The sequence below is a fragment of the Petrimonas mucosa genome, assembly GCF_900095795.1.
Taxonomy (GTDB): domain Bacteria; phylum Bacteroidota; class Bacteroidia; order Bacteroidales; family Dysgonomonadaceae; genus Petrimonas; species Petrimonas mucosa.
Window position 1 is genome coordinate 2531981 of the sequence record NZ_LT608328.1, and the last position, 25667, is coordinate 2557647.

A 25667-nucleotide genomic window follows, 5' to 3' on the forward strand; every position below is an offset into this window, starting at 1 on the left:
AACTGATGAAAATATTAATAGCCGGAGCAGGAGAAGTGGGCACCCATCTTGCCAAATTGCTTGGGCAGGAAAATCACGATATTACCTTGATGGACAGCAGCAAGGAGAGATTGATGGCTGTCCGCGACAACGCTGAATTATTGACATTCATCGGGAACTGCACTTCACTGAAAGACCTGACCGAGGCCGGGGTGGCAGATTCCGACCTCTTTATCGGTGTTACCCCCGAAGAGTCCAGAAATATCAACGCCTGCATGCTTGCAGCCAACCTGGGGGTAAAGAAGACGTTGGCGAGAATCGACAATTATGAGTACCTGTTGCCGAAGAATGTTGAGTTTTTCGAAAAACTGGGCATTCACTCCATGATCTACCCCGAAATGATGGCGGCCCGTGAGATAGTCTCCGCACTCAAGACACCGTGGACAAGGGTCTGGTGGGAGTTGTCGAACGGATCTATCATCCTCACTGCGGCCAAGGTCAGGGCCAACGCACCGATTGTTAACCGGTACCTGCGAGAACTGCCGAGTGTGGGGAAGATGTTTCACATTGTAGTGATTAAACGGAGAAACCATACGCTGATCCCGAGAGGAAACGATCAGATCCTGCCCGACGATATCATCTACTTCACCACGTTAAGAAAAAACCTTGACGAAATGCCCGCCCTGATGGGAAAGACGTCATTCGAGACCAGGAATGTGATGTTTATGGGAGGAAGCCGCATTACCATGCGAACTGTACAGTATCTGCCATCCAATATCAACATCAAGATTATCGAGCAAAACAGGGAAAGGGCTGAAAAACTTGTGGAGATTGCACCATCCAATGTAACCATCTTCCTGGGCGATGCCCGCGACACGGAACTATTGCTCAGCGAGGGAATCACCGAGATGGATGCATTTGTCGCCCTCACCGGAAACTCCGAAGCCAACATGCTGGGCTGCATGATGGCCAAACAGTACGGGGTGAAAAAAACTGTTGCCGAAGTGGAGAATATCGATTACATCCCCATGGCAGAGCGTTTCGATATCGGTACCGTGATCAACAAAAAGCTGTTGGCGGCGAGCAAGATATATGAACTGCTTCTCAAGGCCGACGCATCCAACATAAAATGTCTTACCATTTCCAATGCAAACGTTGGGGAAGTAGTTGCAAAGCCCAACTCAAAAGTAACCAAAAAACTGATCAAGAACCTCAACCTGCCCTCGGATATGACTCTTGGGGCACTCATACGGAACGGGGAGCCCATGCTCATTGACGGCGATACGCTTATTGAGCCGTACGATCAGGTAGTGGTGTTCTTTACGAACACATCGTTAAAAAGCATCGAGAGTTACTTCAATTGACTATGCGAAACTTCAATTACTGGTTTGTATTCAGCAGCATAGGGCTCATTCTGATGATAGAGTCGTCTTTCATGCTGATATCTGCGTTTGTAGGTGAAATCTACAATGAGAGTGCCGTTACCAGCCTCTACCTCTCGGCATTGGCAACCTTCATATCCGGACTTACCCTCTCATTGATCGGAAGAAAGCGACGCAAGGAGAAGCGGATTTCGCAACGGGAAGTCTACCTGACGGTCACCCTGGTCTGGGTTTTGATGGCACTCTATGGAGCCCTTCCCTTTTTATTGGGTGGAGCCATTCCATCGTTTACTGACGCCTTTTTTGAGAGTGTGTGCGGATTTACCACCACCGGAAGCTCCACGCTGATCAACTTGGAGGCTTTTCCAAAGTCGCTCCACTTCTGGCGAAGTTTCACACAATGGATCGGCGGAATCGGCATCATCATTTTCGTGATGTCTTTCCTGCCTCTTTTTGGTGGGGGCTCCTCCCAGTTTTACAATGCCGAAGCAACCGGAATTACGAAAGAACAACTCCGCCCACGCATCAGCGATATCACCCGGAACATGTCGATTACCTATCTTGGACTGACAGTAGTGGGGTTTCTGTTATTCTGGGCCGGCCCGATGGATGCCTTCGATGCTGCCTGCCACACCTTCACCAGCATCTCAACCGGTGGATTCTCCACCAAGCAGGCCAGTATTGCCCATTTTAACTCTGCCTATACTGAGTACGTTGCTATTTCCCTCATGTTTTGTGGAGGTACAAGGTTCTTGTTATTGTTCAACCTCTTCCGCCATCTTTCGGGAAAAATCTTCAAGGATGAGGAGTTCCGCTGGTATGCTTTTATGATTCTCGGTTTTACCTGTGTCATCACCCTCTCCCTCTACCTGGATGGAAATGTTTTCAGTTCTATCGAAAAGACGTTCCGGACAGTCCTTTTTCAGGTAGTTGCTGCCATCACCACCACCGGGTATGCTACAACCGACTTCCTGCGCTGGGGTCAGTTCTACTGGTTTCTTTTCCTCGCCATGGTACTCTTTTGCGGAAGTGAGGGATCTACATCGGGTGGCATGAAGATCTCCCGGCTGGTCATTCTGGTAAAGAATACGAGGGTGGTATTCCGCCGGCAGGTCCACCCCCAGGCACTCTATATGGTCAAGATCAACGGACAGGTGTATGCCAATGCTGTCGTAGAGAAAGTGCTTGCATTTGTCTTTCTTTACCTCACCATTGTCGGCATTGGCGCCATTGTATTGAGCTTTACCGGCATGTCGTTCAACGAATCAATCGGCACGGCTGTCTCGAGCATGAGCAGTTACGGTTTTGGGTTGGGCAGGTTCGGTCCATCGGGCAACTTCTCATCCGCCACCGTTTTTGCCAAGTATGTACTCTGCTTTCTGATGATTGTAGGCCGTCTTGAGGTGTTCACCGTGCTGTCGCTCTTCACGAAAAGTCTATGGAAAAGGTGATAAAGGAAAAAGGCTATCTCATGTTGTTCACGAGACAGCCTCTTATACCTCATTTCCGGAATATGTTAAGCCGGATGAATTGCTTCGGTCGGGCAAACTTCTGCACAGGTACCGCAGTCGGTACAAACATCGGGATCAATCGAGTAGATATCACCTTCAGAGATTGCCTGAACAGGGCACTCATCTATACAGGTTCCACAAGCAATACAATCTTCACTGATTACGTAAGCCATAATAAATAATTTATGAGTTAATGTTGCGTGATTATTAGTATTTTCACTAAACTACCGGCAAAGATACACAGTTTTTTAAAAAGAAGAAAGGTTGTTGTGGAGTTAGTTTCCGGAGAACAACCTTTTTCCCCCGCAACCTGGAGACAAAACAAGCATATATTTCTGTATACAAACATTTTAATACTACTTGGAAGTCTATTATTTTTACAATTTCTAAATAAGAGCACCAGATACTAATTCTGCCTCTAAACCGTTTAGGATATTATGAGAAAGATGATATTTCTTGCCATGCTGTTGTCACTCCTGCCGGTCACGGCAAGCGGACAACAACAGAAACTGCAGAAACGCCCTTATGCCGACCAGAAGCTGTTTCATCTCGGATTTACGGTCGGGATCAACATGCAAGACCTGATACTGCGACAATCGGGATATGTGAACGAAAACGGTGAAGTGTGGTTTTCCGAGATTCCGGGCTATACACCGGGATTCAGTGCAGGAATCATCGCCGATCTCTACCTGAACAGTTTCATGAACCTCCGCATTATCCCCACGCTGCATCTGGGAAGCAAGGAGCCGGTTTTTAAGGAGCAAGCCTCTGGTGAAACTTTCGAGACCGCCGTGAGAAACAATTACATCACCCTGCCCCTGCAACTGAAACTGAGGGCTGTCCGTATCAACAATTACCGACCCTACCTGCTGACCGGACCCTATGGCAGTATCGAGCTGGCTCCAAGAAAAAATCAGCCGGTCATGCTTACCCCCTACGACTACGGGGTCGAGATTGGCGTTGGGTGTGATCTCTATTTACCCTATTTCACCCTTTCTCCTGAACTCAAATTTTGTTTCGGGCTGAACCAAATGGTAAAAGCTAACCAGTCCAAATATTCTCAATCACTCGCTGGTGCCACTCACCGCATGATCATACTGAGCTTCAATTTCGAGTGACCTGATCTTTCAAGGAAAGTGTGGCAACTTGCTGAATGTCCGCTTGCCTTTCAGGTAGAAATTCCACAATATACTGCCCTTAAACTTTGTCGGGATCTGCGCAACACTTCTTGACCCTATATTTTCGCGACGATCATGCCTGAAGTTTGGCACCATCCTGTAGAAATCACGATGTGCCTTGATAACCGAAAGTGCATTACCCAGCTTTCCCTCAAGCAACAGGTGAAGAAAAGCCAGCAGGTCGAGCAGTGACCTGACGGCAAAGACCGGTATAAGGCTTCTTATCCGGCTGTTCTTATATAACATCAGCAGGTTGTTTCGAAAATTTAGATAGGTTTTCCAGGGATTCTCCTTGGCCAGTGAGGCTGCACCGACATGATAGACCACCGACTGCGGCAGGCAGGCGATCTCTTTTCCCCGGGCATTCAACCTCCAACAAAGATCGATCTCCTCCATGTGGGCAAAAAAACGGCCATCGAGACCACCCGCATCGAAGTAATCCCTCCTCCGGATACATAGGGCTGCGCCGGTGGCCCAGAATATCGGAATCACCGTGTCGTATTGGCCCAAGTCGCGCTCCACATTATCCAATATCCGTCCCCTGCAAAAGGGATAACCAAACATGTCGAGGAAGCCTCCACAGGCACCGGCATACTCAAAACGATCCCTCTCCCTTTGTGCCAGAATTTTGGGCTGAACGGCAGCCACACCGGGGTGTTCATCCAGGTAGGCAATCAGTGGAGAAAGCCAATTTTCGGTCGTCTCGATATCGGAATTCAGTAATACTACATATTCAGCATCAACCTGTTGAAGTGCCTTATTGTAACCATCTGCAAAACCGTAGTTCTTGTCGAGAAGGATCAGCCGTACCTGAGGGAAACAGGTACTTAGGAAATCAACCGAATCGTCCGTCGATCCATTGTCGGCAACAACCACTTCGGTCTGCTGATTCTCCGTATGCTGCAATACCAGCGGCAGGAATCTCTCCAGCAACTGGCGCCCGTTCCAGTTTAATATTACTACCGATGTCTTCATCCTTCCTGGTTTCTAGACCGGGACCACTTGTTGTGCGACCATAAATAGTAGGCCGGGTCGTTCAATATCGTCTCCTCCAGTTTTCGGGTATACTTCTCCGTAACCGTCAACTCCTCTTCGGCACTCGCATCGGGTGTGATTACCGAAAAGTTTCCCACATAGTGTCCCCTCTTCACTTTCCGGATATCGAGGTACACCACCGAAAAGCCTAGTTGACGGGCTATCCGTTCCATTCCGGTCTGCAACAAGGTGTCCTGATTCAGAAATGTTGTCCAATGCTCGTTGCCATGTTTCCGCGGCCGTTGGTCCGTAAGAAATCCGATGACCATCGAGATCCCCTCGTTCCGCTTGCGAACGATTGTACGGTAAGCGCTCTTCATCTCGATGGAGAGGGGTTTGAAACGCGCCCTAATCCTCAAAAAGAGCTCATCAAATGCCTTCGATTTCAACTCCTTATAGATCTGACCAGGTTCTACTCCCGGCGAGAGATAGAGCGAAATGGAGGGAACCCACTCCCAATTTCCATAATGACCCAGGCTCAATATACAACTTTTCCCATTTTGGATAAGCCGGTTAATTATCTCGGGATTGGTAAAAACCATCCGTTTGCGGATCTCTTTCTCCGAGATCCGCAAGGTCTTTACAGTCTCCACAAAATAATCGCAAAGGTGGCGGTAAAATTGCCTCTCGATCTGTCTAATCTCTTTTTTCCTCTTGTGGGGAAAGGAGCGGGTGAGGTTCTTCCTGACAATCTTCCGGCGATAACCTACCAGACAATAGACAATTATATAGAGGATATCTGAAAAGAGATACAATATGGGGAAAGGGAGTAACGCCATGAGATTGGCTGCACCGTAGAGCAGATAAAACCCTATTCCATTTCTGTTATTTCCAATCATTCCACAAGCCCGTTACTCGACAAAGACAGCATTCATGGCCATCTCCTCTTCATTATACTCCCCTATCTTCACTTCGGTTATCCTGTTCACGAGCACCGGATCATAATCGGCACACAATTTCACGTAGTTCTCGGTAAAGCCGTACATCTTGTCTCCATGCCGCGTATGTTCAAAAAGTACCTTTCTGATGGTGCCCCGTTGCGACTCGTAAAAACCACGCAACTTCATATCGGATATGTCATGCAGCAACTTGCTCCGTTGATGTTTTACCTTCGGATCCACTACATGTTCTATTGCCAGGGCCTGTGTTCCCGACCGTTCAGAATAGGTGAAGACATGCAATTGTGAGAAGTTGAGCGATTCGATAAACTCCCGCCCTTCATCAAAATAGTCGTCCGTCTCGCCTCGGAGCCCGACAATCACATCCACGCCAATAAATGCGTGCGGCATGACTGACTTGATTTTTTCAATCTTGTGCCGGAATAGGGCTGTGTCGTATTTTCTCTTCATCAGCTTCAACACTGCATCACTCCCCGCTTGCAACGGAGTATGGAAATGGGGTGCAAACCGCTTTGATCCTGCAACAAAATCGATAATCTCATCCGTCAGCAGGTTAGGTTCGATGGAGGAGATGCGAAATCGCTCGATCCCCTCTACCTCGTCCAGGGCCTTGATCAGATCGAAAAAAGTTTCGCCGGTACTATGCCCGAAATCGCCGATATTGACCCCCGTAAGAACAATCTCCTTGCCTCCTTGAAGCACGACATCCTCTGCCTGTCTTACCAGATCGGCAATTGAACCGTTGCGGCTCCTGCCCCTGGCATACGGGATGGTACAAAACGAACAGAAATAGTCGCACCCGTCCTGAACCTTCAGGAAATAGCGGGTACGGTCATCGGCCGAACAGGAGGGGACGAAAGTACGTATACGATGCGTTTTCGATGTAATCACCTCACCTTTCTCCCTCTTTTTCAGGTCGTCCATATAACGGATTACATCCAGCTTCTGTTCCGAACCCAATACCAGGTCGACCCCCTCGATGGAGGCCACCTCATCGGGCTTAAGCTGGGCATAGCAGCCGGTAACCACCACAAAGGCATCGGGGTGGTTCTGGATCATTTTTCGAATGGCCTGCCGTCCTTTCTTGTCGGCCAGCTCTGTCACGGAGCAGGTATTGATAACACAGATGTCAGCTTTCTGCCCCTTTCTGGCACGCAATACTCCGGCCTGCAGCAATTGCTTGCCTATAGCCGATGTTTCCGCGAAATTTAGCTTACATCCCAAGGTATAATATGCGGCCGTTTTATTTTCAAAAACAGTTTGATCAATCATGCTGAATTATTGTTACAATTATGAATTCCGGAAGTCAAAAAAACAAAATCAAGTGTCGAAGTAGATAAACTGTGAATACCGGAGTGCAAAAATACAACATTTAGATCAATTTGCCGGCACCATTTCTTTGACAATCTATAAATTCGTATTATTTTTGCACACAATTAAAAAAATTGTGCAAAGATAAAAATGATACAACAGAACTTCATTAAGATATACGAAGAGAGTTTCAAGTCAAACTGGGAATTACCTGCACTATCCAATTACAAAGACCGAAAAACATTATCATACAGTCAACTGGCCGAAAAGATTGCGCGGATACACATCATGTACGAGGAGTTGGGCATCAGAAAAGGGGACAAGGTTGCATTGATCGGAAAAAACCATACCGGCTGGTCCTTGGTCTTTCTTGCCACCATTACCTACGGTGCCGTAATTGTTCCCATCTTGCACGAATTCAATCCTGAAAGCATCGAACATATCATCTCGCACAGCGAATCGAGATGTGTCTTTATCAATAAGCAAATCTGGGAGAATCTCGACAAGAACAAGGTTACTGTTCCTGTCTTCTCGCTGCCATCGTTCGATCTGCTCCAGTCTCACGATGAAACGACAAAAGAGCTTCCCATAAAGCTTGACGCCCTTTTTGCCAAAAAATATCCAGACGGATTCCATAAGGAGAATATTGTCTATGCGGATGTAGACAATGAAGAGGTGATCTGTCTGAACTACACGTCGGGTACCACCGGATTCAGCAAGGGTGTCATGCTCACTGCAAACAACTTTGCCGGCAATATCACCTATGCCCATACCCTCAAACTGCTTTTCCGAGGAGAGAGGGATTTGGCCTTCCTCCCCATGGCGCATGCCTACGGGTGTGCTTTCGACTTTCTTTATGCCCTCTCTACGGGAGTGCATGTCACGCTCCTCGATGTGGCCCCATCGCCGCAGAACCTGATCAATGCGTTTCAGGAAATCAAGCCAAACATCATTATTACCGTACCGTTGATTTTCGAAAAGATCTACAAAAAGAAAATTTTGCCGGAGATCAACAAGCCCGCCGTAAAAATGCTGTCCCGCACCCCGGGACTGAATAGGCTGGTATACAGAAAAATACGGAAATCCCTTATCAAGTCACTGGGTGGCAACTTCAGGGAAGTGATTATTGGCGGAGCAGCCTTGGGAAAGGATGTGGAAGCCTTCTTTTACAAGATTAAGTTCCCCTTTACTGTCGGCTACGGCATGACAGAGTGTGGCCCGTTGATCTCCTACGATCACCACTACGATTTTGTTCCAACTTCCTGCGGTTCTGTATTGGCTGGAATTATGGAGGCGAGGATCGACTCGCCCGATCCGGAAAAAATTCCCGGAGAGATCCAGGTTCGGGGAGAGAACGTAATGAAGGGTTATTACAAGAATCCTGAAGCGACAGCCGCCGCATTTACCGAAGATGGCTGGCTGAAAACGGGTGACTCCGGAGTTATGAGAGGGAGACGGCTCTTCATAAAAGGGCGCATCAAAACCATGATCCTCGGTCCGAGCGGGCAAAACATCTATCCGGAAGAGATCGAGTCGAAATTAAACAATCTCCCCTATGTTGCGGAAAGTCTCGTCATTGAAAGGGAAAGAAAACTTGTGGCATTGGTTTATCCCGACTATGAAGCAATGGGAGCCGATGGTTTAACCGCCGATCAGCTGCCTCAGATCATGGAGGATAACAAAAAACTATTGAACAATCAGGTGGCCAACTACGAACGGATCGGCTCCATTGTAGTTGTCGACAAGGAGTTTGAGAAAACACCGAAGAAAAGCATAAAACGTTTCCTGTATAGTTAAGCCTGTTTCGCTCTGACACCGACGCTATACTCCGCTTTGCGATTTGGAGGCAAAGAACGCAACACTGCATTCTTTTCATCCCAGTAAGAGCAATTCAGGACAATCTGCTTGACCAATCACACCAGTCATCCCTCTTTATTGAGGGGTGATTGGCTTATTAACATTATTTAATCATTGCCGTCCGATAAAAACCGATTTTGATTCTTCGTTACTTTTAACCGGCTTATTATCAGTCGTTTCTTTTTATAATTTTTCTATTTTCAAAAGTAAGCCCCCCTGAAAAGGGTAAGCATCTCTAAATCCTGGTCATCTCGTTGCCAATCTCGTTCCGGGTTTTCTAAAAATTTTATCAAGTGCAGGTAATTAAACAGGTGTATCCTGCAAAATGACACCAGGTTGGAGAATGCCCAAGGCCGTTTCAACCGCTTCTGTATAACCGTGAGCAAGAGGTTCACGATCAAAGCGCAATATACCTGTATTTTTATCGCGTTCTCGTTATCCCCGAGGAAGTACTTCAGGGGGAAGTTTGATTTTAACTGCTTGAATAACAGCTCTATTTGCCATCTTATTTTATACAAGGCCGCTATCATGTCGGGCCGCATCTCGAACAGGTTGGTGAGGAACTCGAACTTCCTTTTCAACACCCTGTCGTAGAACACCACCTTGCGCAACTTCAGCTTGCTCCCGCCATCATCTTCCTTCACGGTCACCTCGATGATAGTGTCTTCCAGCACGCCGCTGTGGATGCATTCATCGATGTAAAGTTCTTGCTCCACCTTGTAAACGGCGTTCTCCTTGATGCGGGTAACGAATCCGGCTCCCTTTTCACAAAACAGCTTGAAGGCTTTATAATCGTTGTATCCCTTGTCGAAGACGTAAATAGTGTTGTCATCCGGTTCCAGTTTCCTCAACAGCAGGTGATCGTTCGTGGCAGCGGATGAGAACCATATCATCTTGGGAACGGGCTCGTCGACATTGATAACGGTGTGCACCTTGATCCCCCCTTTGCGTTTACCGTTCGAGGGTGTTCTGCCGACGCACTTCAAGATGTCCTGGAACAAACTGATAACCGTGCTGTCGAAGATCTCGACCTGCTTGTTCAACACATCTTTAAAGCGGGTGTCCGAGATCACGTGTTGGTACTCGCGAAGCAGGTCGTGGTACACGCCCGAGAAGAAATCAACGCTCCTGCGCTTGTTGGCGTCCGACAAGGTGCTCCGGTAGGGTATGTGGCCGAGCTGGAAATGCCTGGTCTTGCCTGAAAGACCGAGCATTGCACCCGCCACCTCGCGCAGGGAGGAGCATTTGGCGAAGACGCAAAACAACATGCTTATAAGGTGATCCTTAGCCGTGAAACGTTTCACGTAATGATCGGCCTTGTACCGTTTGCTGTTTCGGGCGATAATCCTTGTATCTACCATAGATATGAGCTGTCCGAATACCGATTGTCCAAAAAAATAAGTACTTTTGTTCATTGTAGACTTGTTTTGTGATGAATACAAAGCTACAATTATTAGTACGACGGGCAAAACTCAAATTTGCCCGCGTACTTTTTCTAAAAAGTTTTTATCGGACAACAGTGTTATTTAATCACACTTTTTTCTCAAAAACATGTTATATAACATAAAAACGATATAACTTTGCGCAGTTTTTAAAAAACATAAGATTATTGATCGTTTAAATTATTGAAAAAATGAAAAAAGTTTTATTATTTGTAGCTTTAGTTGCTACCCTTGGATTTGCTTCTTGCACCAACAAACAAGCTGCCGCTGAAAAAGCTACTGCTGACAGCCTTGCTGAAGTAGCTAGACTTGACAGTATCGCTGCCGCTGAACAGGCTATCGCTGACAGCCTTGCTGCTGCCACCGCTGCTGCTGTTGACACATTGGTCGAAGCTACCGAACAAGCTGTTGCTGAAAACAACTAAGCGAGGGTTCGCTAAATCTTGTGATGCCATCCCCTACAGGATGGCTTTTTTTATTTGTAGTTTTCTCAAAAGAGCTTACCTTTGCGGGGACTTCAAGAAATAACCCAGTATCAAAGGTATGAAAAAAAGAGTCTTTGCCGCTTCGCTTGTTGCCATCTTGTTCTGCTCGTGTCTCTCCCAACATAAAAACTATTTTGTAAAGGAAGTTGCCTTTCAGGATGATATAACAGTCGAAGAGAGGTTGAAACTGGCAGCCCGCCTTGTTCCTACCGACCAGCAATATGCTTGGCAGCAGCTGGAGCTGACTGCATTTATCCACTTTGGCATGAACACTTTTACCGACCGGGAATGGGGTGACGGGCAGGAGGATCCTGCTCTCTTCAATCCAACAGAGTTCGATGCTGAACAGTGGGTTGTTTCACTTCAGGAGGCTGGATTCAAGATGATCATCCTGACGGCAAAACATCACGACGGGTTCTGCCTCTGGCCTACCTCTACCACCACGCACTCCATACGCTCCTCCGGCTGGAAGGGCGGGAACGGCGATATTGTAGGTGAGGTAAAGGATGCCTGCGACAAACATGGAATGAAATTTGGGGTTTACCTCTCTCCGTGGGACAGGAATGCCGAAAGTTATGGCGATTCACCCCGTTACAATGCATTTTTTGTAGAGCAATTGAAAGAGTTGCTCACAAACTATGGTGAGATTCACGAGGTATGGTTCGACGGAGCCAATGGCGAGGGACCGAATGGGAAACGTCAGATATACGACTGGGCACGTTTTTACCATGTGATTGATAGCCTACAGCCAAAAGCGGTCAAGGCCATCATGGGCAACGATATCCGTTGGGTCGGGAATGAGTCGGGCCTGGGCCGTGAAACGGAATGGAGTGTAACTCCTCTCAACCCTGACATCAACGAGGCAATCACCGAAGAGAACAAACGACTGGAGATCAACCCCATGTCCAGTGACCTGGGCAGTCGCGACCTTATCGCCAAAGCCAGAAAACTTTATTGGTACCCGTCGGAAGTTGATGTCTCCATAAGGCCGGGATGGTTTTATCACCAGGAACAGGATCATCAGGTGAAGACGCTGCAGCAGCTGGTCGACATCTATTACCAGTCGGTTGGCATGAACTCGGTACTCCTGCTGAATGTTCCGCCCGACAAACGTGGTTTGCTGCATGAGGCGGATGTAGCCAGACTGAAAGAGTTTGGCAAATATATAAGGAATACATTCGAAAAGAATAGGATTAAGAAAGGAGATCTCGTCTGGACAGCCAAAAATGGAGAGCAGAGGGAGTTTGCCTCAACAGGCGACACCATTAACACGGTGATGTTGCAGGAGGAGATTCGGAAAGGTCAGCGGGTAGAACGGTTCAAAGTGGAAGGATTGATCGGCAATGAATGGAGAACACTGGCTGAAGGAACAACAATTGGATATAAACGATTGGTAAAGTTTGATGATTGCGCCCCCTCCAGGCTTCGTATTACCATTGCCGATACGAGAGACAAAGCCCATATTCTTGCCGTCGGTGCATATCTGGCACCCCAAATCAGGGAGCAATCCGACGATTTGAAGCTAAGCGATCTGTCGAAGGAGAAGTGGAGCATCAAGGAGCAGCATCCTTTGGTGGTTGATATGGGCGATAACCACTCCATCAACGGATTCACCTACAATCCTTATGAAGAGGAAGAGGCGGTTTTCAACTACATTTTCAGCGTTAGTGGTGACGGAAAGAGCTGGACGGAGTTGAAAAGGGGGGAATTCGGCAACATCAAGAACAATCCCGTTCCTCAATTTGTAAGGTTCGACAAGAACGTCAGCGCCAGGCTCTTCCGGTTCGAAGCCATCATCGGTACCGAAGGAGGCAAGCCAAATACATCCATCGATCAGGTAGGTATTCTTATTCCATAACAGCATATGAAGAGATCAGTTACCATCATTTTCATCTTTATCGCCATTGCCGCGTTTCCACAAAAAATTGACGATATCTTCAAAACAATGCCCAACTCTCTTCTGCCGGGGTTGTCTGAAGGCAACAGAACCATGCTGCTGGTAGATACGGGAAGAACCGTTATCCCCTATTCGCTCGGTGAGATCGAGAAGTTGCTCCATTTGCCCGATTTTCTGAAGATACAGACTTCCGAAATCGGCACGACACAATTGAAGCTGTTGCCACTTATCAACGGCACCCATATCGTTTGCATCATCAAAACCGTATGCAGCCGCAAGGTATGCGACAGCTCCATCCGGTTTTACTCTACCGAATGGGTAGAACTGGATGCAGACAAACTGTTGCCCGATATTTCTGCAGAATCTTTCTTTTTTTCATCGAAAAAAGATACCGAAAATTATAAATTTGCACTATCTTTGCACAACGTTTGTCCGGTATCGGCCAACTTTGAAAACGGCTCTGACACATTGACACTGAAACTCAATCTGGAAGGATATCTTTCCGATGAACAGAGAAGTGCAATCAGGCCAATAATTGAAAGTGATACAATCAGGTTGATCTGGAACAAAACATCGTTCAGGTAATTCTTGCACCCGTAGTTCAATGGATAGAATATCGGATTCCGGTTCCGACGATGTGGGTTCGATTCCCGCCGGGTGTACTTCAGAAAACTCATTTGACTGTAAATAGCCAGATGAGTTTTTTATTTACAAGAATCTATCGAGGCTGTCTCAAAATAAAATTTCACCTTCTGAGAAATGAATTTTGGAAGATCTTCACCGATAGGTATGCAAATAAATGAGGGTGAAATCACATTGTGATCCACCCTCATTGAAGTATGATTTCTGTAGCTGTTACCCGGGACAGGAGAGTACATTAAAGAACAGCCTGTTACAATTTTCCAGCCGCCTTGAGGTAGCGGGTTGTCGCAAGCTGTGCGTTACATCCGGCCTCAACCAGTTCAGCTTTTGCCTTCTGCCACATGGCTTGTGCTTCCAGCAGGTTCGACAAGGTCTCCATTCCTGCATCATAGCGGTCACGACTTTCGCGCAAATTCTCTTCCGCCTGGCTCAAGGAACGGTTCGTAAGTTCAACAGCTGCCACCGACTCTTGGTATGCCTGCAGTGCCTGTTGCACTTCCAGTTCCATTTTTCCGGTCAACTCTTCCTGCTGCAACTGGGCCACCCTTTTCTCCGCCATCGCACTGCGTACCCTGTTTTTTCCTTCACCCCAGTGAAAGATCGGTACCTGAACCGAAACCACTGCCGAGAAGGCTGCATGGTCGAGCAGTTTACTGTCGTTCAGCTTCAATCCGTTGGCATAGGCAAAATTGCCTCCAATACCAACTTGCGGGAGAAATTCGCTGCGGACAAGTTTCACCTGTTGATCCTTCAGATCTACCTGGCGCATCAGCAGCTTCACTTCGGGACGTGAAGAGAGGTCAGGCAACGGCAATGCTTCATCCTGGAACACTCCCGGCCGTTCAACAGCAGTCACCTCGCTGTTGAGCGGCAGACCAACCACATGGCAAAGATTCATCCTTGCCAGCCTCACTCCATTGTCGGCCTTCAGCAGCTGAAGTTCAACCTCGTTCTGCTTCACCTCCACCCTCAGCAGATCGTTGCGTGGAACCATTCCCTCCTTATAGGCATTCTCCACCTCTGTCGCCAGTCGTGCAAGCATCTCCTTGTACGACTCAGCCACCTTTTTCAGTTCCAATACCCTGACATAACTCCAGTAAGCCTCATCCGCCTGCAAGATTACCTCCGCCTCGCTCTTCTGTCTGTTCAGCCGCGCCATCTCCTCACCCAGTTGAGCCATGCGATAGGCAGAGGTGATCTTTCCCCCCATATAGATGGGCTGTTCCAGACGCAACCCCGTCAGGTAGGTTCCGTTGAGTCTCAGGTTCAGTTCCATGCCCGGGAAAAAGGCATACTCCTTGAATATGGGGACCCCGTCTACGCTGGTCAGGATATTGGGTACCAGCTGACCGGAACCATCAGGCACATAGGTAGGCAGATAGAACGAGGGTATCTCTCTCTCCAGTGAAGCTGTAGTAAGCAGGTAGTTACCGGTAGCCGACAGTTTCGGCAGAAAATTGGCCCGGTAGGCCTTGACCCCGTAGGCAGCCTTCTCCTGTTGTTGGGCAGCCACTGCTATCTGCTTGTTGTTTTGGAGGGCCATGGAGCGGCACTCCTCGAGGGTGAGCGGCTGTTGTGCAGCCACGTTGGGAGCAGCCACCAGGCATGCCATTATCATAAACAAAGTATTGTAGCGTCTCATATTTTATGAATCTTGATTTTGAAGAAAACGGAGTACAACAACGGAATGACCACCAGTGTGATAAGTGTGCCTACCAGCAGCCCGCCCATGATGGTGACTGCCAACGGGCCAAACAGGTCGTCACCTAACAGTGGAATCATACCCAGAATGGTAGTTCCCGATGCCATCATCACCGGCCGGAAACGGCCAGAAGAGCTGATCAGAAGTGCCTCCACAGGATCGACACCCTCTTTCTTCAGTTGCAGTTCGATCTCATCCATCAGCACGATGCCGTTCTTGATGATCATTCCAACCAATCCCAACACTCCTACGATGGCGACAAAACCGAAGGTCTTGCCTGATACAAGCATGCCAAAAATAACACCAATCAGCAGCAACGGGATGCAGCAAACGATGATAATCGGTTTGCGGTAGTCCCGGAAAAGCATGATCAGGATCGCAATCATAAGAATGATGGCCAGCGGGAAATATTTGAAAAGGTAGGAGCTGGACTGGATGCTGGCCTTCCGTTCTCCCTCCCATTGCATTGTGTATCCCTCAGGCAGTTCAATCGACTCGATCTCTTTTACTATGGTCTGCCGGGCATCTTCCGTTCCAATTCCTCTTACCGGACTTCCCTGTGCCCGCATGGCACGTTGTCCGTTGTAACGGATTACCAGGGGGTCTTCCCAGGTAAGGTGAATTCCATTGGTTACCTGGCTCAAGGGTATTGTGCGAAGTGCCTCACGAATCACATCATCCTCACTATACACACCTGTGAGCAAGCCTTGAATCATATCCCTGTTAACAAAGGATAACGAAGGCATCATGCTGAATACCTGCGCATTATCCAACGACTCAATTGGATTGCCATCTTTATCTACACACTTCAGGTAGATGGTCTGCCGCTGATTCCCATCGTAGAAATTGCTGGCTGGAATACCTCCGGTAGCACTCAAGAGCGATAGACCTACATCTTGCCTGCTGATTCCCACGTTACGGGCTATTGGCTGGTCGTAATCGACCGTCAGCACCGGGGTCTTTGCCTCCCAGTTGGAGCAGGTAAGGGTGATGGCGGGGCTTGCCTCCATAATGGCAAGTGCCTGCGATGTCAAATCGCGCAATACGGCCGGATCGGGACCGTTGAACTGTACCTCGATCGGATGCTTCTTATACATCAGGTTGTACCGTTTCAGACGCACATAGGCATCAGGATAGTGGTCGGTGAGGTATTGCTGTATCTCATCCATTGTGGCCACCAATTTTTTTGATGTGGTGTAGTCTACGATCAGCTCCCCATAGGAGAGCGACGGGTCGGCCATGCTGCGCACCAGGTTGTAGCGTGCAGGTGTCCCTCCGATTGAAGCGGTGACATGTGTAATTTCCTCCCTCGAAAGAAGATAGTCGGTAATCGACTGCAGGTCGCTCTTTACCCTTTCACTGGTATAACCCTCGGGCAGCTTATACTCGATGTAAAGTTGATTGTAATCCATATCGGGAAAGAAGCCCTGTGGCAGGAATCTGTAACAGCCAATAGCTGCAAGCATCAGTAGAGAGATGGCTCCAATAGTAAGGCTCCGGTGGTGGAGCGTCCATGTGAGCACCTTCCGCAATGCATGGTAAAAACCGTTATCGAAGGGATCCTTGCCTACCTTGTCCTCTTTGATCTTGACCATCCGGTCGGCCTGTATCGGAACATAAACCAGTGCCAGCATCCAGCTCAGTAATAACGATACTGCCAGTACGATAAAGAGGTCGCGCACGTAATATCCTGCCGTGTCGGGTGAGAGAAAGATGGGGAAGAAGGCCAGTATGGCAATCAGTGTAGCTCCCAGCAGTGGCATGGCAGTCTTCTTGCCAATGTTGGTAAGCGCTTTCTTCTTCGACTCACCACGCTGCAGATCGATCAAAATACCATCGAGAATCACGATGGCATTATCCACCAGCATCCCCATGGCAAGAATAAATGAGCCAAGTGAAACACGCTGCAAGGTTCCGCCTGCCATATTCAGGATCAGTAGCGAACCCAACACTATCACGACCAGGTTCGTACCGATAATTACGCCGCTTCTGAAACCCATAAAGAAGATAAGCAGCAAAACTACGATAATTACCGACTCCACCAGATTGACCATAAAGGTATTGAGGGCGTCACTCACCCGGTCGGACTGAAAAAATACCTTATGGAGTTCCATACCAACAGGCAGACGGCTTTCAGTAAGCTCGGCAACACGTTTCTCAACCCTCTTGCCTACTTGGGTGATATCGGCATCGCCATGCGCCGCAATGGCTATACCCAATGCCTTCCGATTATCATACATCAGCTCGTTGCGCACCGGCTCCTCATAACCGGTCCATACCCGTGCCACATCCTTCAACCTGAACTGGTCGCCCTGATGCCCTTTGAGCAGCAGGGCGCCTATATCCTCGGCACTGCGGTAGCGGTCGTTCACGGTTACTCTCAGCGACATGTCACCGGCATCGTAATTACCGGAGTAGACTGTCTTGTTCTGACCGTTCAATGTTGAAAGAACCTCTGTTGGCGAGATACCCAGATTGGCCAGCTTGTCCTCATACATCTCTATATATATGCACTCCTTGCCCTGTCCATAGATATCTACCCTGGAGACACCATCAACAGCAAGCAGTTCACGCTGTAACAGCTCGGCATAGTCGCCCAGCTCACGATCGCTGTAACCATCGGAGGTCATTGCATAGAACATTCCCATCACATCGCCGAAATCATCCTTCACGATCGGCGCTGAGGCTCCGTCAGGCAATTTCGACTGAACGTCGCTTACCTTGCGGCGCAGTTGTGTCCAAACCTGATCCACCTCATCATTGGACACAAGTGTGGATAACCCCACGGTAATCATGGAGAGATCGTTCATCGAACGGCTCTCAATAAAATCCACATCCTTGATTGTTCGGATTGATTTCTCCAAGAGATCGGTCACCTCCAATTCAACTTGGTGAGCAGATGCACCCGGATAGGTGGTGACAATCAATGCCTGCTTTACTACAAGCTCAGGGTCTTCGAGCTTTCCCATGCTGCGGATGGCAAGGAAACCTCCAACAAGAAGACAGAGCACAAGGAAGCTTACCAGCTTGCGGTTATCAAGTCCCCATTTTCCAAAATCGATCATAGCATTCCTCCCACGTTTGTTTCACTTTTTACCGCCAACAAGGATACCTTCTGACCCTCTTTAACCGAATGCACACCAGCGCTCAGCACCAGTTCCCCTGCCTTCAGTCCCGAGCTTACCACAGCCCTTCCGTCGGTTAGTATCTCTGAGAGAGTAACCTCTCTGGCATTAACCGTACTGTTTTCAGGATCATACACCCATACGGAGGTCTGGTTATCATTCTGAACAAGTGCAGAAAGTGGAATCGAGAGAGTTTCTGCCTGATCATTGCGATAGCGGATGGTCACCATCACCGACATGCCCGGTCCCGGCTGTTCGCCATCAACCTTGGCAAGGCGGAAACGCATCGTGTAGAGCTGGCTGGCGTTAGCTTTGGGTGTTATCCCGATCAACTCCAGCGGGAAGGTCTTACCTGGATAGATATCGGCTGTACAGTAATAACTTTCAAACTGGTCACGGCGGATATAGTCGCCCGAAGGAATATGCACCTCCACTTCGGCCGAACCGGCAGCCACCATCGAGATAACCGGTATACCTGCTCCCACCGTTTCACCTGCTTCAAAGAGGTGTTTCTGGATATAACCGTCGCAAGGAGCCAGCAGTTTGGTATCGGCGAGCGCATTGCGGTGTGCGTTCAACTTGGCACTGATCTGTTGGTAGCCAAAACGGGCCTTGTCGTAATCATTCGGCGTCACCGACCCTTTTTCATGGAGTCCCATGATACGGTCGACTTCACTCTTGATACTGTTGTATTCAGCCTCAGTGGCCGCCAACTGAAGTTCAAAGTCGCGTGGATCAATCTGGGCCAGCACCTGACCTTTCCGCACATAAGCACCCACCTTGGCATACACCTTCTCAATGGGTCCACTGACACGAAAAGCCAAGTTCAAGTCGGATGCCGGCATCACCTTGCCAGGAAAGAGGTTGCTACCGGCCTGGCCAAACACCTTCACCGTATCGACCTTCACACTTCTCACTGCGGAGTGCTTTTCCGGGGTGCTCTTGCAACTGACCAAAAGCAGCAGGCACCCTATCATCATCATACATCTTCTCATTTGCATCTTTATTCAAATTAGTTTGGGATGCAAAGGTAGGTTTATTTATGCGGTTCGATTTGCCAATATCTCCCTCAAATTGTCCAATATGTCGGTTTTTTCGCCTCTTATTGGTATTTATCCGGTCAAATTTTGTTATATTTGCAACCAATAAGGTAAAAATGATGAAAGATCAGTACACCCTTGAAAACCGGGTAGCACGCAGGCTGCTGCCCGACAATGGTTATCTGATGCTGGACAGTTCCACCACCGATTTCCATCAACTCTTGAAGCGTACCCCCTTTATCCTGGATGCCGGAGTAGTGGTGTTTGTCTGCATGGAGGGAGAAGCAGTAATTGTGGTGGACATGAAACGCATCCATATTCACCGGGGAAGTTTTGTACTGCTGCTCCCCTACTCGGTGATCCAGCTGGTGGAAGTGTCGGATGAGTTGAAAATCACGCTCATTGCAACAGGAATGGGTTTTCTGGAGAAGCTGGCCATATCGCACCCCGTGGAGAACTACGTAGAGAAGATCCGGGAGATGCCCTGCCTGCAGCTGAATGAAACCCAGCTGGAGAGTGCAAAAGAGATTTACCGCCATGTGGAGAAACAGTATCGCGAAGCATCCGGCCCCCTGTCGCAGGAGATACGAAACACGTTGATGACCTACCTGTCGCTGGAGATCGTCACACTGTTTGCCATGAACCAGCCGGCAGGTAAGCCCAGGATATCGCGACAGGAGCAGATTTTCCGCAACTTCACCATCTCGCTGGCAAAACATGTCAGCGAGCAGCGAACCGTGGAGTTTTACGCCAATGAGGCCTGTCTTACCCCGAAACATTTCTCCATGGTAATCAAGAAGCGGTCGGGCAAACTACCGATGGAGTGGATAACCGAAAGGACCGTGGCATTGATCAAGTTCCTGCTTACCAATACCGACCAGTCGATCCAGGAGATATCCAATAGGTTGAACTTTCCCAACCAGTCGTTTTTCACACGTTACTTCAAGCGGCACACGGGACTGACCCCTACCGCCTACCGGCAAAAGAGCATCCGCTCTGAACTGCCACCATTGACACCGGTACGTTGAAAGAGCCCGGTTTCTACTCGATGGGCCTCAACGATGCGAGCTGTATGAGCAGTGTAATCATCAGGATTGTAAAAATCAACTTCTACTTTGTGATTTTATGGCACCTCATCCCACCCTACACCTTGCACAAGGAGTTGTTCCATTTGCAGATAAAGCAGGTGAGGGTCTCCCCGCACGCCGTATACCCGCAAAACGTAGTTTCCAAATTCATCAAAGGCAAAGTCGCGTGGTATTACCCTGTACCATTGTTTTATGTACAAGACGGTAAACGCTTTATTTTGTTCTATGGACAGAACAGAATGGCATTATTCGCACTCTTGTTACGGAATTGTCCTTAAATAGAAAATTCTTATTAATGCAACATTATTGATATAAACGCTGTAATAATTGATAGTGAACCGCCTCATCGCTTGTGTGTAAAATAATTTTACTCTATTTTTATATCCTGAAAAAATTGATTGTTAATGTCGAAGAGAAGGAGACAGGTGATCAGTTGCGTGCTGGTTGTGATATTTGCATTATACTATGCAAATATCTCCTTCTTTTACAACAGCCATGTCATCAATGGTGTAACCATTGTCCATTCGCATTTCCATGGCAAAACCCATAAACAAACGGGTACGCATAGTGAAAGCGAACTGACATTGATGTCGGTTTTGTCCTTTTTCCATTCACTACAGGCAAATGTATGCTTTGTTGCCCTGGAGGTTTTTTTCCTGCTACAGGCAATCATCCCACCTCTATTCACGGATAGAATAATCCCTAAATCAGTTGCCTGTATTACTTTACGAGCGCCACCCACTTTATTGTAAAGTCACATACCATACAGATATTTACGAAACACCCACACATCGATAAGCAGATCTATTTGTTTATTGCTAAGCGTTGTATTGGGTCTATTCAAGCGATTAATCTAACGGGATATTGTCCTTAAGGCGTTCAAAAATTTAAACTCTTTTTTCAATGAAAAAGTTATTCATATTGGCACTGGTCTGTACGTTGCTGGCTTCGTGCAACAAAAATATACCTGCTAACGAAAATGCAGCCATTCGATACATAGGAGACACTATTGCGGTATCCGACAATTCTCCAGTTTTGAAGGATCTGGTCTCCGTAACCGCTCAGCTACAGGATTTTACATCGGAGTTCAGAACGGTTGGAACCGTTCGTCCCGTTACGGGCAAATTGGCGGGAATTGCACCTCCGTTTGCAGGGCGGATTGTAAAATCGTTTGTTCAGTTGGGACAAAAAGTGAATGCCGGTTCGCCTGTTTTTGAATTGGGTTCTTCGGAATTTTACGAAGCAACCAAGGTATACTTTGCTGCGCAATCGGCATACGAACTTGCGCAACTGAATTATAACCGTCAAAAGGAATTGGCGGCGAACGGCGTTGCCGCTCAAAAGGATCTGGAACAGGCGAAAAGCGAAGCGCATATCGCCAATCAAGAGTTTGAACAGGCAAAGGCGACACTTCAACTATTCAATATAGATGCCTCTTCGCTGCAAATGGGACATCCCTTGAAAGTTTTATCTCCTATTTCTGGTGAAGTGGTGAAAAGCGATATAACTATCGGAAATTATATTAAGGAGGATACCGATCCGTTGGTGGTTGTTGCCGACCTGTCGCAAGTCTGGGTTGCCGCACTGGTCAAGGAGAGCTATTTTGGAGCCATCAAACCAGGCGACCACGTAGAGATATTCACCAATGCCCATCCCAACAAAGTCATCTGGGGTACAATTTACCATATCGGTGAAATATTGGATGAAGAGACACGCTCGCTCGAAGTGATTGTTGCATGCGATAATGCTGACAGGTATCTGAAGCTGGGCATGTTTTGCGAAGTTCACTTTTTGAGCTCCCCGACAAAAGCGATCATTCTGCCTTCAACTGCCATTATGCAGGATCAGGAGAATGATTATGTTTTGATTGAGTTGTCAAAAGGGCACTATATCCGTCGTAAGGTGGAAACCGAATCGGTCAACTTGGATAGTGTGAGTGTTGTCAGCGGTATCAGCGTGGGAGAGAATGTGGTTGTCAAGGGCGGCATCTATTTAAACCGGTAAGTCTATGGAAAAATTGATGAATACCTTGATTGAACGTCGCTGGTTGATGCTGACGATATTCGTACTGTTGTCGGGCATCGGCATTTACGCGTGGAAGCAACTTGCCATTGATGCCTATCCCGATATTGCCGATGTATCGGTCGGCGTGGCCACACAGGTACCGGGACTTGCCGTAACGGAAATAGAGCAGCAGATAACCATCCCCCTCGAACGTGAACTGAACGGCATACCCGGTTTGAAGGTAATGCGCAGTAAAAACTTTTTCGGCATATCCAAGATTACACTTGTCTTTGAAGGAGGGGTAGACGACTATTGGGCACGACAACGGGTGCAGGAGCGTATTAATGATGTCGATTTGCCTTTCGACGCCAAACCCGGTCTCGATCCACTTACTTCGCCCACGGGTGAGATATACCGCTATCTGGTTACTGGTGACAAGTCGCTTCGGGAGCTTACCGAACTCAATCATTGGCTTATCATTCCCCGTCTGCGGCAGATTCACGGCATTGCCGACGTATCTAATTTCGGTGGCATCACCACACAGTTTCAAATAGAGATAAATCCCAACAAATTAGCCGAATATAATCTATCGCTTAGGGAAATTACGGAATCGATCGAACGCAACAACTCCAATGCAGGTGGCAGTACGATTATCCGGGGAGATTTGAGCTATGTGGTCCGAGGTGTAGGACTTGTGCGCGATTTGCAGGACTTGGGTAATGTCGTGGTGAAAACCGTTGGCGGAACACCCATTTTTTTAAAAGATTTGGGAGAGCTGAAATATGGCAACCTGGAACGCAAGGGGATTATGGGTTATCTGGACGATGAGATTAACTATGAAGACGGTGTTCAGGGAATGGTGCAGTTGCTGCGGTATGAAAATCCGTCGCGCGTACTGAAAGAGATCAATGCGGCAGTCGATGATTTGAATGAGAACATCCTCCCCAAAGGGGTGAAGATTCACACATTTTATGACCGTACCGAACTGGTTGATGCGACGTTGAACACCATCTCACATACGCTTCTATTCGGTATCCTGTTGGTTATCGGCATCCTGATAATATTCCTCGGAAGCCCGAAAGGGGCGCTGCTCGCCACCATTACCATTCCTGTTTCGCTGCTGATAGCCTTTATTTTGATGTGGCTGACCGATATTCCAGCCAACCTGCTCTCGTTGGGGGCAATTGATTTTGGCATTATCGTGGATGGTACAATCGTGATGATGGAGACAATTCTCAAGAAGCGAGAGGATGATCCCAACGAGCCTCTGGATAGGGCGAGCATTGCAAAGCGTGTTTCCGAAGTGGCGAAGCCCATTTTCTTCGCTACGCTGATTATCATCATCGCCTACCTGCCGCTGTTTGCATTTGACCGTGTTGAACAGAAGCTCTTCACACCGATGGCCTTTACACTGAGCTTTGCGCTGTTAGGAGCGCTGGCAGCTGCATTGATTCTGATTCCTGGACTGGCGTATGCGGTATACAAGAAGCCGCAAAAGGTGTATCATAACCGATGGCTCGAACGGCTGACGGGAATATACAAACGGCAGACGGTAAAAGTTATCGACGCACCGAAAAAGGTAATGGGGTTCATGGCTTTGATTCTACTGGCGGTTGTGGGACTTTCATCATATGTGGGGAAGGACTTCCTCCCGGCTCTGGATGAAGGAAGTATCTGGATTCAGGTGCAGCTTCCTCCCGGCATGTCGCTCGAAAAGTCATCTGAAATGGCGACCACCCTCAGGAGCAAACTTAAAACTTTTGACGAGGTAACCTACGTGATGACCCAGACGGGACGGGACGACGAGGGCGTATGCCCGTTCTCCTTCTCGCATATCGAAGTGATGATTGGATCGAAGCCGTACAACACCTGGAAAGATGGGCGCAAGAAGTCAGACCTGATTGCCGATATGGCAGCCTTGATCGACACGATGCCAGGATACGAAGCCGGCTTTTCGCAACCCATTATCGATATGGTTCAAGACCAGATTGCTGGGGCTCATAGCGATTTGGCCATCAAAATATTTGGTGAAGACCTGGTTGAAAGTCGCCGTATAGCAGAAGATGTTGTCAGGGTGTTGTCAAACATACCTGGAGCGGGTGATGTCGGTATAATGGAAGAGCCTTTCCTGCCGCAACTCCAAATAGTGGCGGACCGCGAAAAGATAGCCCAATACGGGTTGAACGTTGCCGATGTTGCCGAATTGATAGAGGTTGCCATCGGTGGTAAAGCTATTTCGCAGGTATATATCGGCAGCAAGGTGTATGATGTGATTTGCCGTTTCAATGACATTTCGCGCGACACTCCCGAGAAGATCGGGGCGTTGATGCTCACTTCGGGTTCGGGGGCGATGATACCCCTTTCGGCAGTGGCACAGATAAAAACGACCACCGGTCCCAGTATGATCTCTCGCGAAACCAACCAGCGTTTTGTGACCGTACGGATGAACCTGAGGGGAAGAGATTTGAGTTCGTTTGTCAAAGAAGCTGAATCGAAGATTGAAGAGCAGGTAAAATACGACCACACCCAGTTCAAATTTCACTGGGCGGGACAGTTGGAAAATCAGCACCGTGCCTTCAGCCGCCTTGCCGTAGTTGTACCCATAACGCTGGCGGTTATGTTTCTGCTTCTGTTCTTTACATTCGGTAAATTCCGTCAAGCGGGACTGCTTATCGGAATGTTGCCATTGGCAGTTTTCGGTGGCATGCTGGCATTGGTACTGCGTGGAATGACCTTCAATGTGTCGTCGGCAGTGGGTTTCATCGCGCTTTTCGGGGTCTTCATCCAAAACGGTGTGATCATGATTTCACATATCAACGTGCTGCGAAAACGTGGTACGGAGCTGAAGGAGGCGGTTATCTCCGGGGCATCGCACCGGTTACGTCCCGTATTGATGACAGCTACTGTTGCGGTATTGGGATTGCTTCCAGCATCACTCTCCACAGGTATTGGTTCCGATGTTCAGCGTCCGCTGGCAACGGTAATTGTGTACGGATTGTTGTGCGGAACAGTTCTGATTCTCTATGTTTTGCCAACATTCTACTATATGCTCGAAAAAAAATTCTCAAACAAGACAACCAATTAATGATG

The 25667-nt window shown here is 48.1% G+C and carries 18 protein-coding genes and 1 tRNA gene; 11 read left to right on the forward strand and 8 right to left on the reverse strand.

The window, feature by feature from the left end; all coding sequences use genetic code 11:
- Positions 1 to 5: 5 nt before the first annotated feature.
- Positions 6 to 1343, forward strand: coding sequence for a Trk system potassium transporter TrkA (gene trkA, locus ING2E5A_RS10175; RefSeq protein WP_071137310.1), 1338 nt, complete (start codon positions 6 to 8; stop codon positions 1341 to 1343).
- 2 nt (positions 1344 to 1345) lie between these two features.
- A complete protein-coding gene (locus ING2E5A_RS10180; RefSeq protein WP_071137311.1) occupies positions 1346 to 2812 on the forward strand; it encodes a TrkH family potassium uptake protein in 1467 nt (488 codons plus the stop codon).
- Between the two features lie 65 nt (positions 2813 to 2877).
- On the opposite strand, the gene ING2E5A_RS15060 is transcribed toward ING2E5A_RS10180, so the two are convergent.
- Complete coding sequence (locus ING2E5A_RS15060; protein WP_083373293.1) at positions 2878 to 3045, reverse strand: DUF362 domain-containing protein; 168 nt, start codon at positions 3043 to 3045, stop codon at positions 2878 to 2880.
- A gap of 264 nt (positions 3046 to 3309) precedes the next feature.
- On the opposite strand from ING2E5A_RS15060, the gene porT reads away from it, so the two are divergent.
- A complete protein-coding gene (gene porT / locus ING2E5A_RS10185) occupies positions 3310 to 3990 on the forward strand; it encodes a type IX secretion/gliding motility protein PorT/SprT (RefSeq protein ID WP_071137312.1) in 681 nt (226 codons plus the stop codon).
- 9 nt (positions 3991 to 3999) lie between these two features.
- Here porT and ING2E5A_RS10190 read toward each other — a convergent pair whose 3' ends face one another.
- From ING2E5A_RS10190 to mtaB, 3 genes are read right to left on the reverse strand one after another with little or no spacing between them, the layout of a single operon-like run.
- Positions 4000 to 5025 carry a glycosyltransferase family 2 protein gene (locus tag ING2E5A_RS10190; protein ID WP_071137313.1) on the reverse strand — a complete coding sequence of 342 codons (1026 nt, stop codon included), beginning with the start codon at positions 5023 to 5025 and terminating at the stop codon, positions 4000 to 4002.
- Positions 5022 to 5924, reverse strand: a complete 903-nt coding sequence (locus ING2E5A_RS10195; protein WP_071137314.1) for a lysophospholipid acyltransferase family protein — start codon at positions 5922 to 5924, stop codon at positions 5022 to 5024. The genes ING2E5A_RS10190 and ING2E5A_RS10195 overlap by 4 nt, the downstream gene beginning before the upstream one ends.
- A 12-nt stretch (positions 5925 to 5936) precedes the next feature.
- Positions 5937 to 7256 carry a tRNA (N(6)-L-threonylcarbamoyladenosine(37)-C(2))-methylthiotransferase MtaB gene (gene mtaB, locus ING2E5A_RS10200; protein WP_071137315.1) on the reverse strand — a complete coding sequence of 440 codons (1320 nt, stop codon included), beginning with the start codon at positions 7254 to 7256 and terminating at the stop codon, positions 5937 to 5939.
- A 189-nt stretch (positions 7257 to 7445) separates the two neighbouring features.
- On the opposite strand from mtaB, the gene ING2E5A_RS10205 reads away from it, so the two are divergent.
- Positions 7446 to 9092, forward strand: coding sequence for an AMP-binding protein (locus ING2E5A_RS10205; RefSeq protein WP_071137316.1), 1647 nt, complete (start codon positions 7446 to 7448; stop codon positions 9090 to 9092).
- Between the two features lie 260 nt (positions 9093 to 9352).
- Here the strand turns inward: ING2E5A_RS10205 and ING2E5A_RS10210 are convergent, their stop codons facing one another.
- Positions 9353 to 10567 carry an IS4 family transposase gene (locus ING2E5A_RS10210; protein WP_071135810.1) on the reverse strand — a complete coding sequence of 405 codons (1215 nt, stop codon included), beginning with the start codon at positions 10565 to 10567 and terminating at the stop codon, positions 9353 to 9355.
- 218 nt (positions 10568 to 10785) lie between these two features.
- Between ING2E5A_RS10210 and ING2E5A_RS10215 the strand changes: the two genes are divergently transcribed.
- The 4 genes from ING2E5A_RS10215 to ING2E5A_RS10230 all read left to right on the forward strand — a co-directional run bounded on the left by ING2E5A_RS10215 (position 10786) and on the right by ING2E5A_RS10230 (position 13638).
- Positions 10786 to 11019, forward strand: coding sequence for a hypothetical protein (locus ING2E5A_RS10215; protein ID WP_071137317.1), 234 nt, complete (start codon positions 10786 to 10788; stop codon positions 11017 to 11019).
- 118 nt (positions 11020 to 11137) lie between these two features.
- The gene (locus ING2E5A_RS10220) at positions 11138 to 12937 is read left to right on the forward strand and encodes an alpha-L-fucosidase (RefSeq protein WP_071137318.1); all 1800 of its coding nucleotides are present in this window, start codon (positions 11138 to 11140) and stop codon (positions 12935 to 12937) included.
- Between the two features lie 6 nt (positions 12938 to 12943).
- Positions 12944 to 13561 carry a DUF3256 family protein gene (locus ING2E5A_RS10225; protein ID WP_071137319.1) on the forward strand — a complete coding sequence of 206 codons (618 nt, stop codon included), beginning with the start codon at positions 12944 to 12946 and terminating at the stop codon, positions 13559 to 13561.
- A gap of 5 nt (positions 13562 to 13566) precedes the next feature.
- A tRNA-Arg gene (locus ING2E5A_RS10230) sits at positions 13567 to 13638 on the forward strand.
- Between the two features lie 230 nt (positions 13639 to 13868).
- Here the strand turns inward: ING2E5A_RS10230 and ING2E5A_RS10235 are convergent.
- From ING2E5A_RS10235 to ING2E5A_RS10245, 3 genes are read right to left on the reverse strand one after another with little or no spacing between them, the layout of a single operon-like run.
- Positions 13869 to 15236 carry a TolC family protein gene (locus ING2E5A_RS10235; protein ID WP_161941991.1) on the reverse strand — a complete coding sequence of 456 codons (1368 nt, stop codon included), beginning with the start codon at positions 15234 to 15236 and terminating at the stop codon, positions 13869 to 13871.
- Positions 15237 to 15256: 20 nt separating this feature from the next.
- Positions 15257 to 18385, reverse strand: coding sequence for an efflux RND transporter permease subunit (locus tag ING2E5A_RS10240; RefSeq protein WP_071137321.1), 3129 nt, complete (start codon positions 18383 to 18385; stop codon positions 15257 to 15259).
- On the reverse strand, positions 18382 to 19446 hold the full coding sequence (locus ING2E5A_RS10245) for an efflux RND transporter periplasmic adaptor subunit (protein ID WP_083373294.1): 1065 nt from the start codon (positions 19444 to 19446) through the stop codon (positions 18382 to 18384). The genes ING2E5A_RS10240 and ING2E5A_RS10245 overlap by 4 nt, the downstream gene beginning before the upstream one ends.
- A 155-nt stretch (positions 19447 to 19601) precedes the next feature.
- Between ING2E5A_RS10245 and ING2E5A_RS10250 the strand changes: the two genes are divergently transcribed.
- From ING2E5A_RS10250 to ING2E5A_RS10265, 3 genes are all read left to right on the forward strand, one after another.
- Positions 19602 to 20513, forward strand: coding sequence for a helix-turn-helix domain-containing protein (locus ING2E5A_RS10250; protein WP_161941993.1), 912 nt, complete (start codon positions 19602 to 19604; stop codon positions 20511 to 20513).
- Positions 20514 to 21476: 963 nt separating this feature from the next.
- Complete coding sequence (locus ING2E5A_RS10260) at positions 21477 to 22577, forward strand: efflux RND transporter periplasmic adaptor subunit (RefSeq protein ID WP_071137325.1); 1101 nt, start codon at positions 21477 to 21479, stop codon at positions 22575 to 22577.
- 4 nt (positions 22578 to 22581) lie between these two features.
- Positions 22582 to 25662: an efflux RND transporter permease subunit gene (locus ING2E5A_RS10265; protein ID WP_071137326.1), complete on the forward strand. Its 3081-nt coding sequence runs from the start codon at positions 22582 to 22584 to the stop codon at positions 25660 to 25662.
- Positions 25663 to 25667 lie beyond the last annotated feature (5 nt).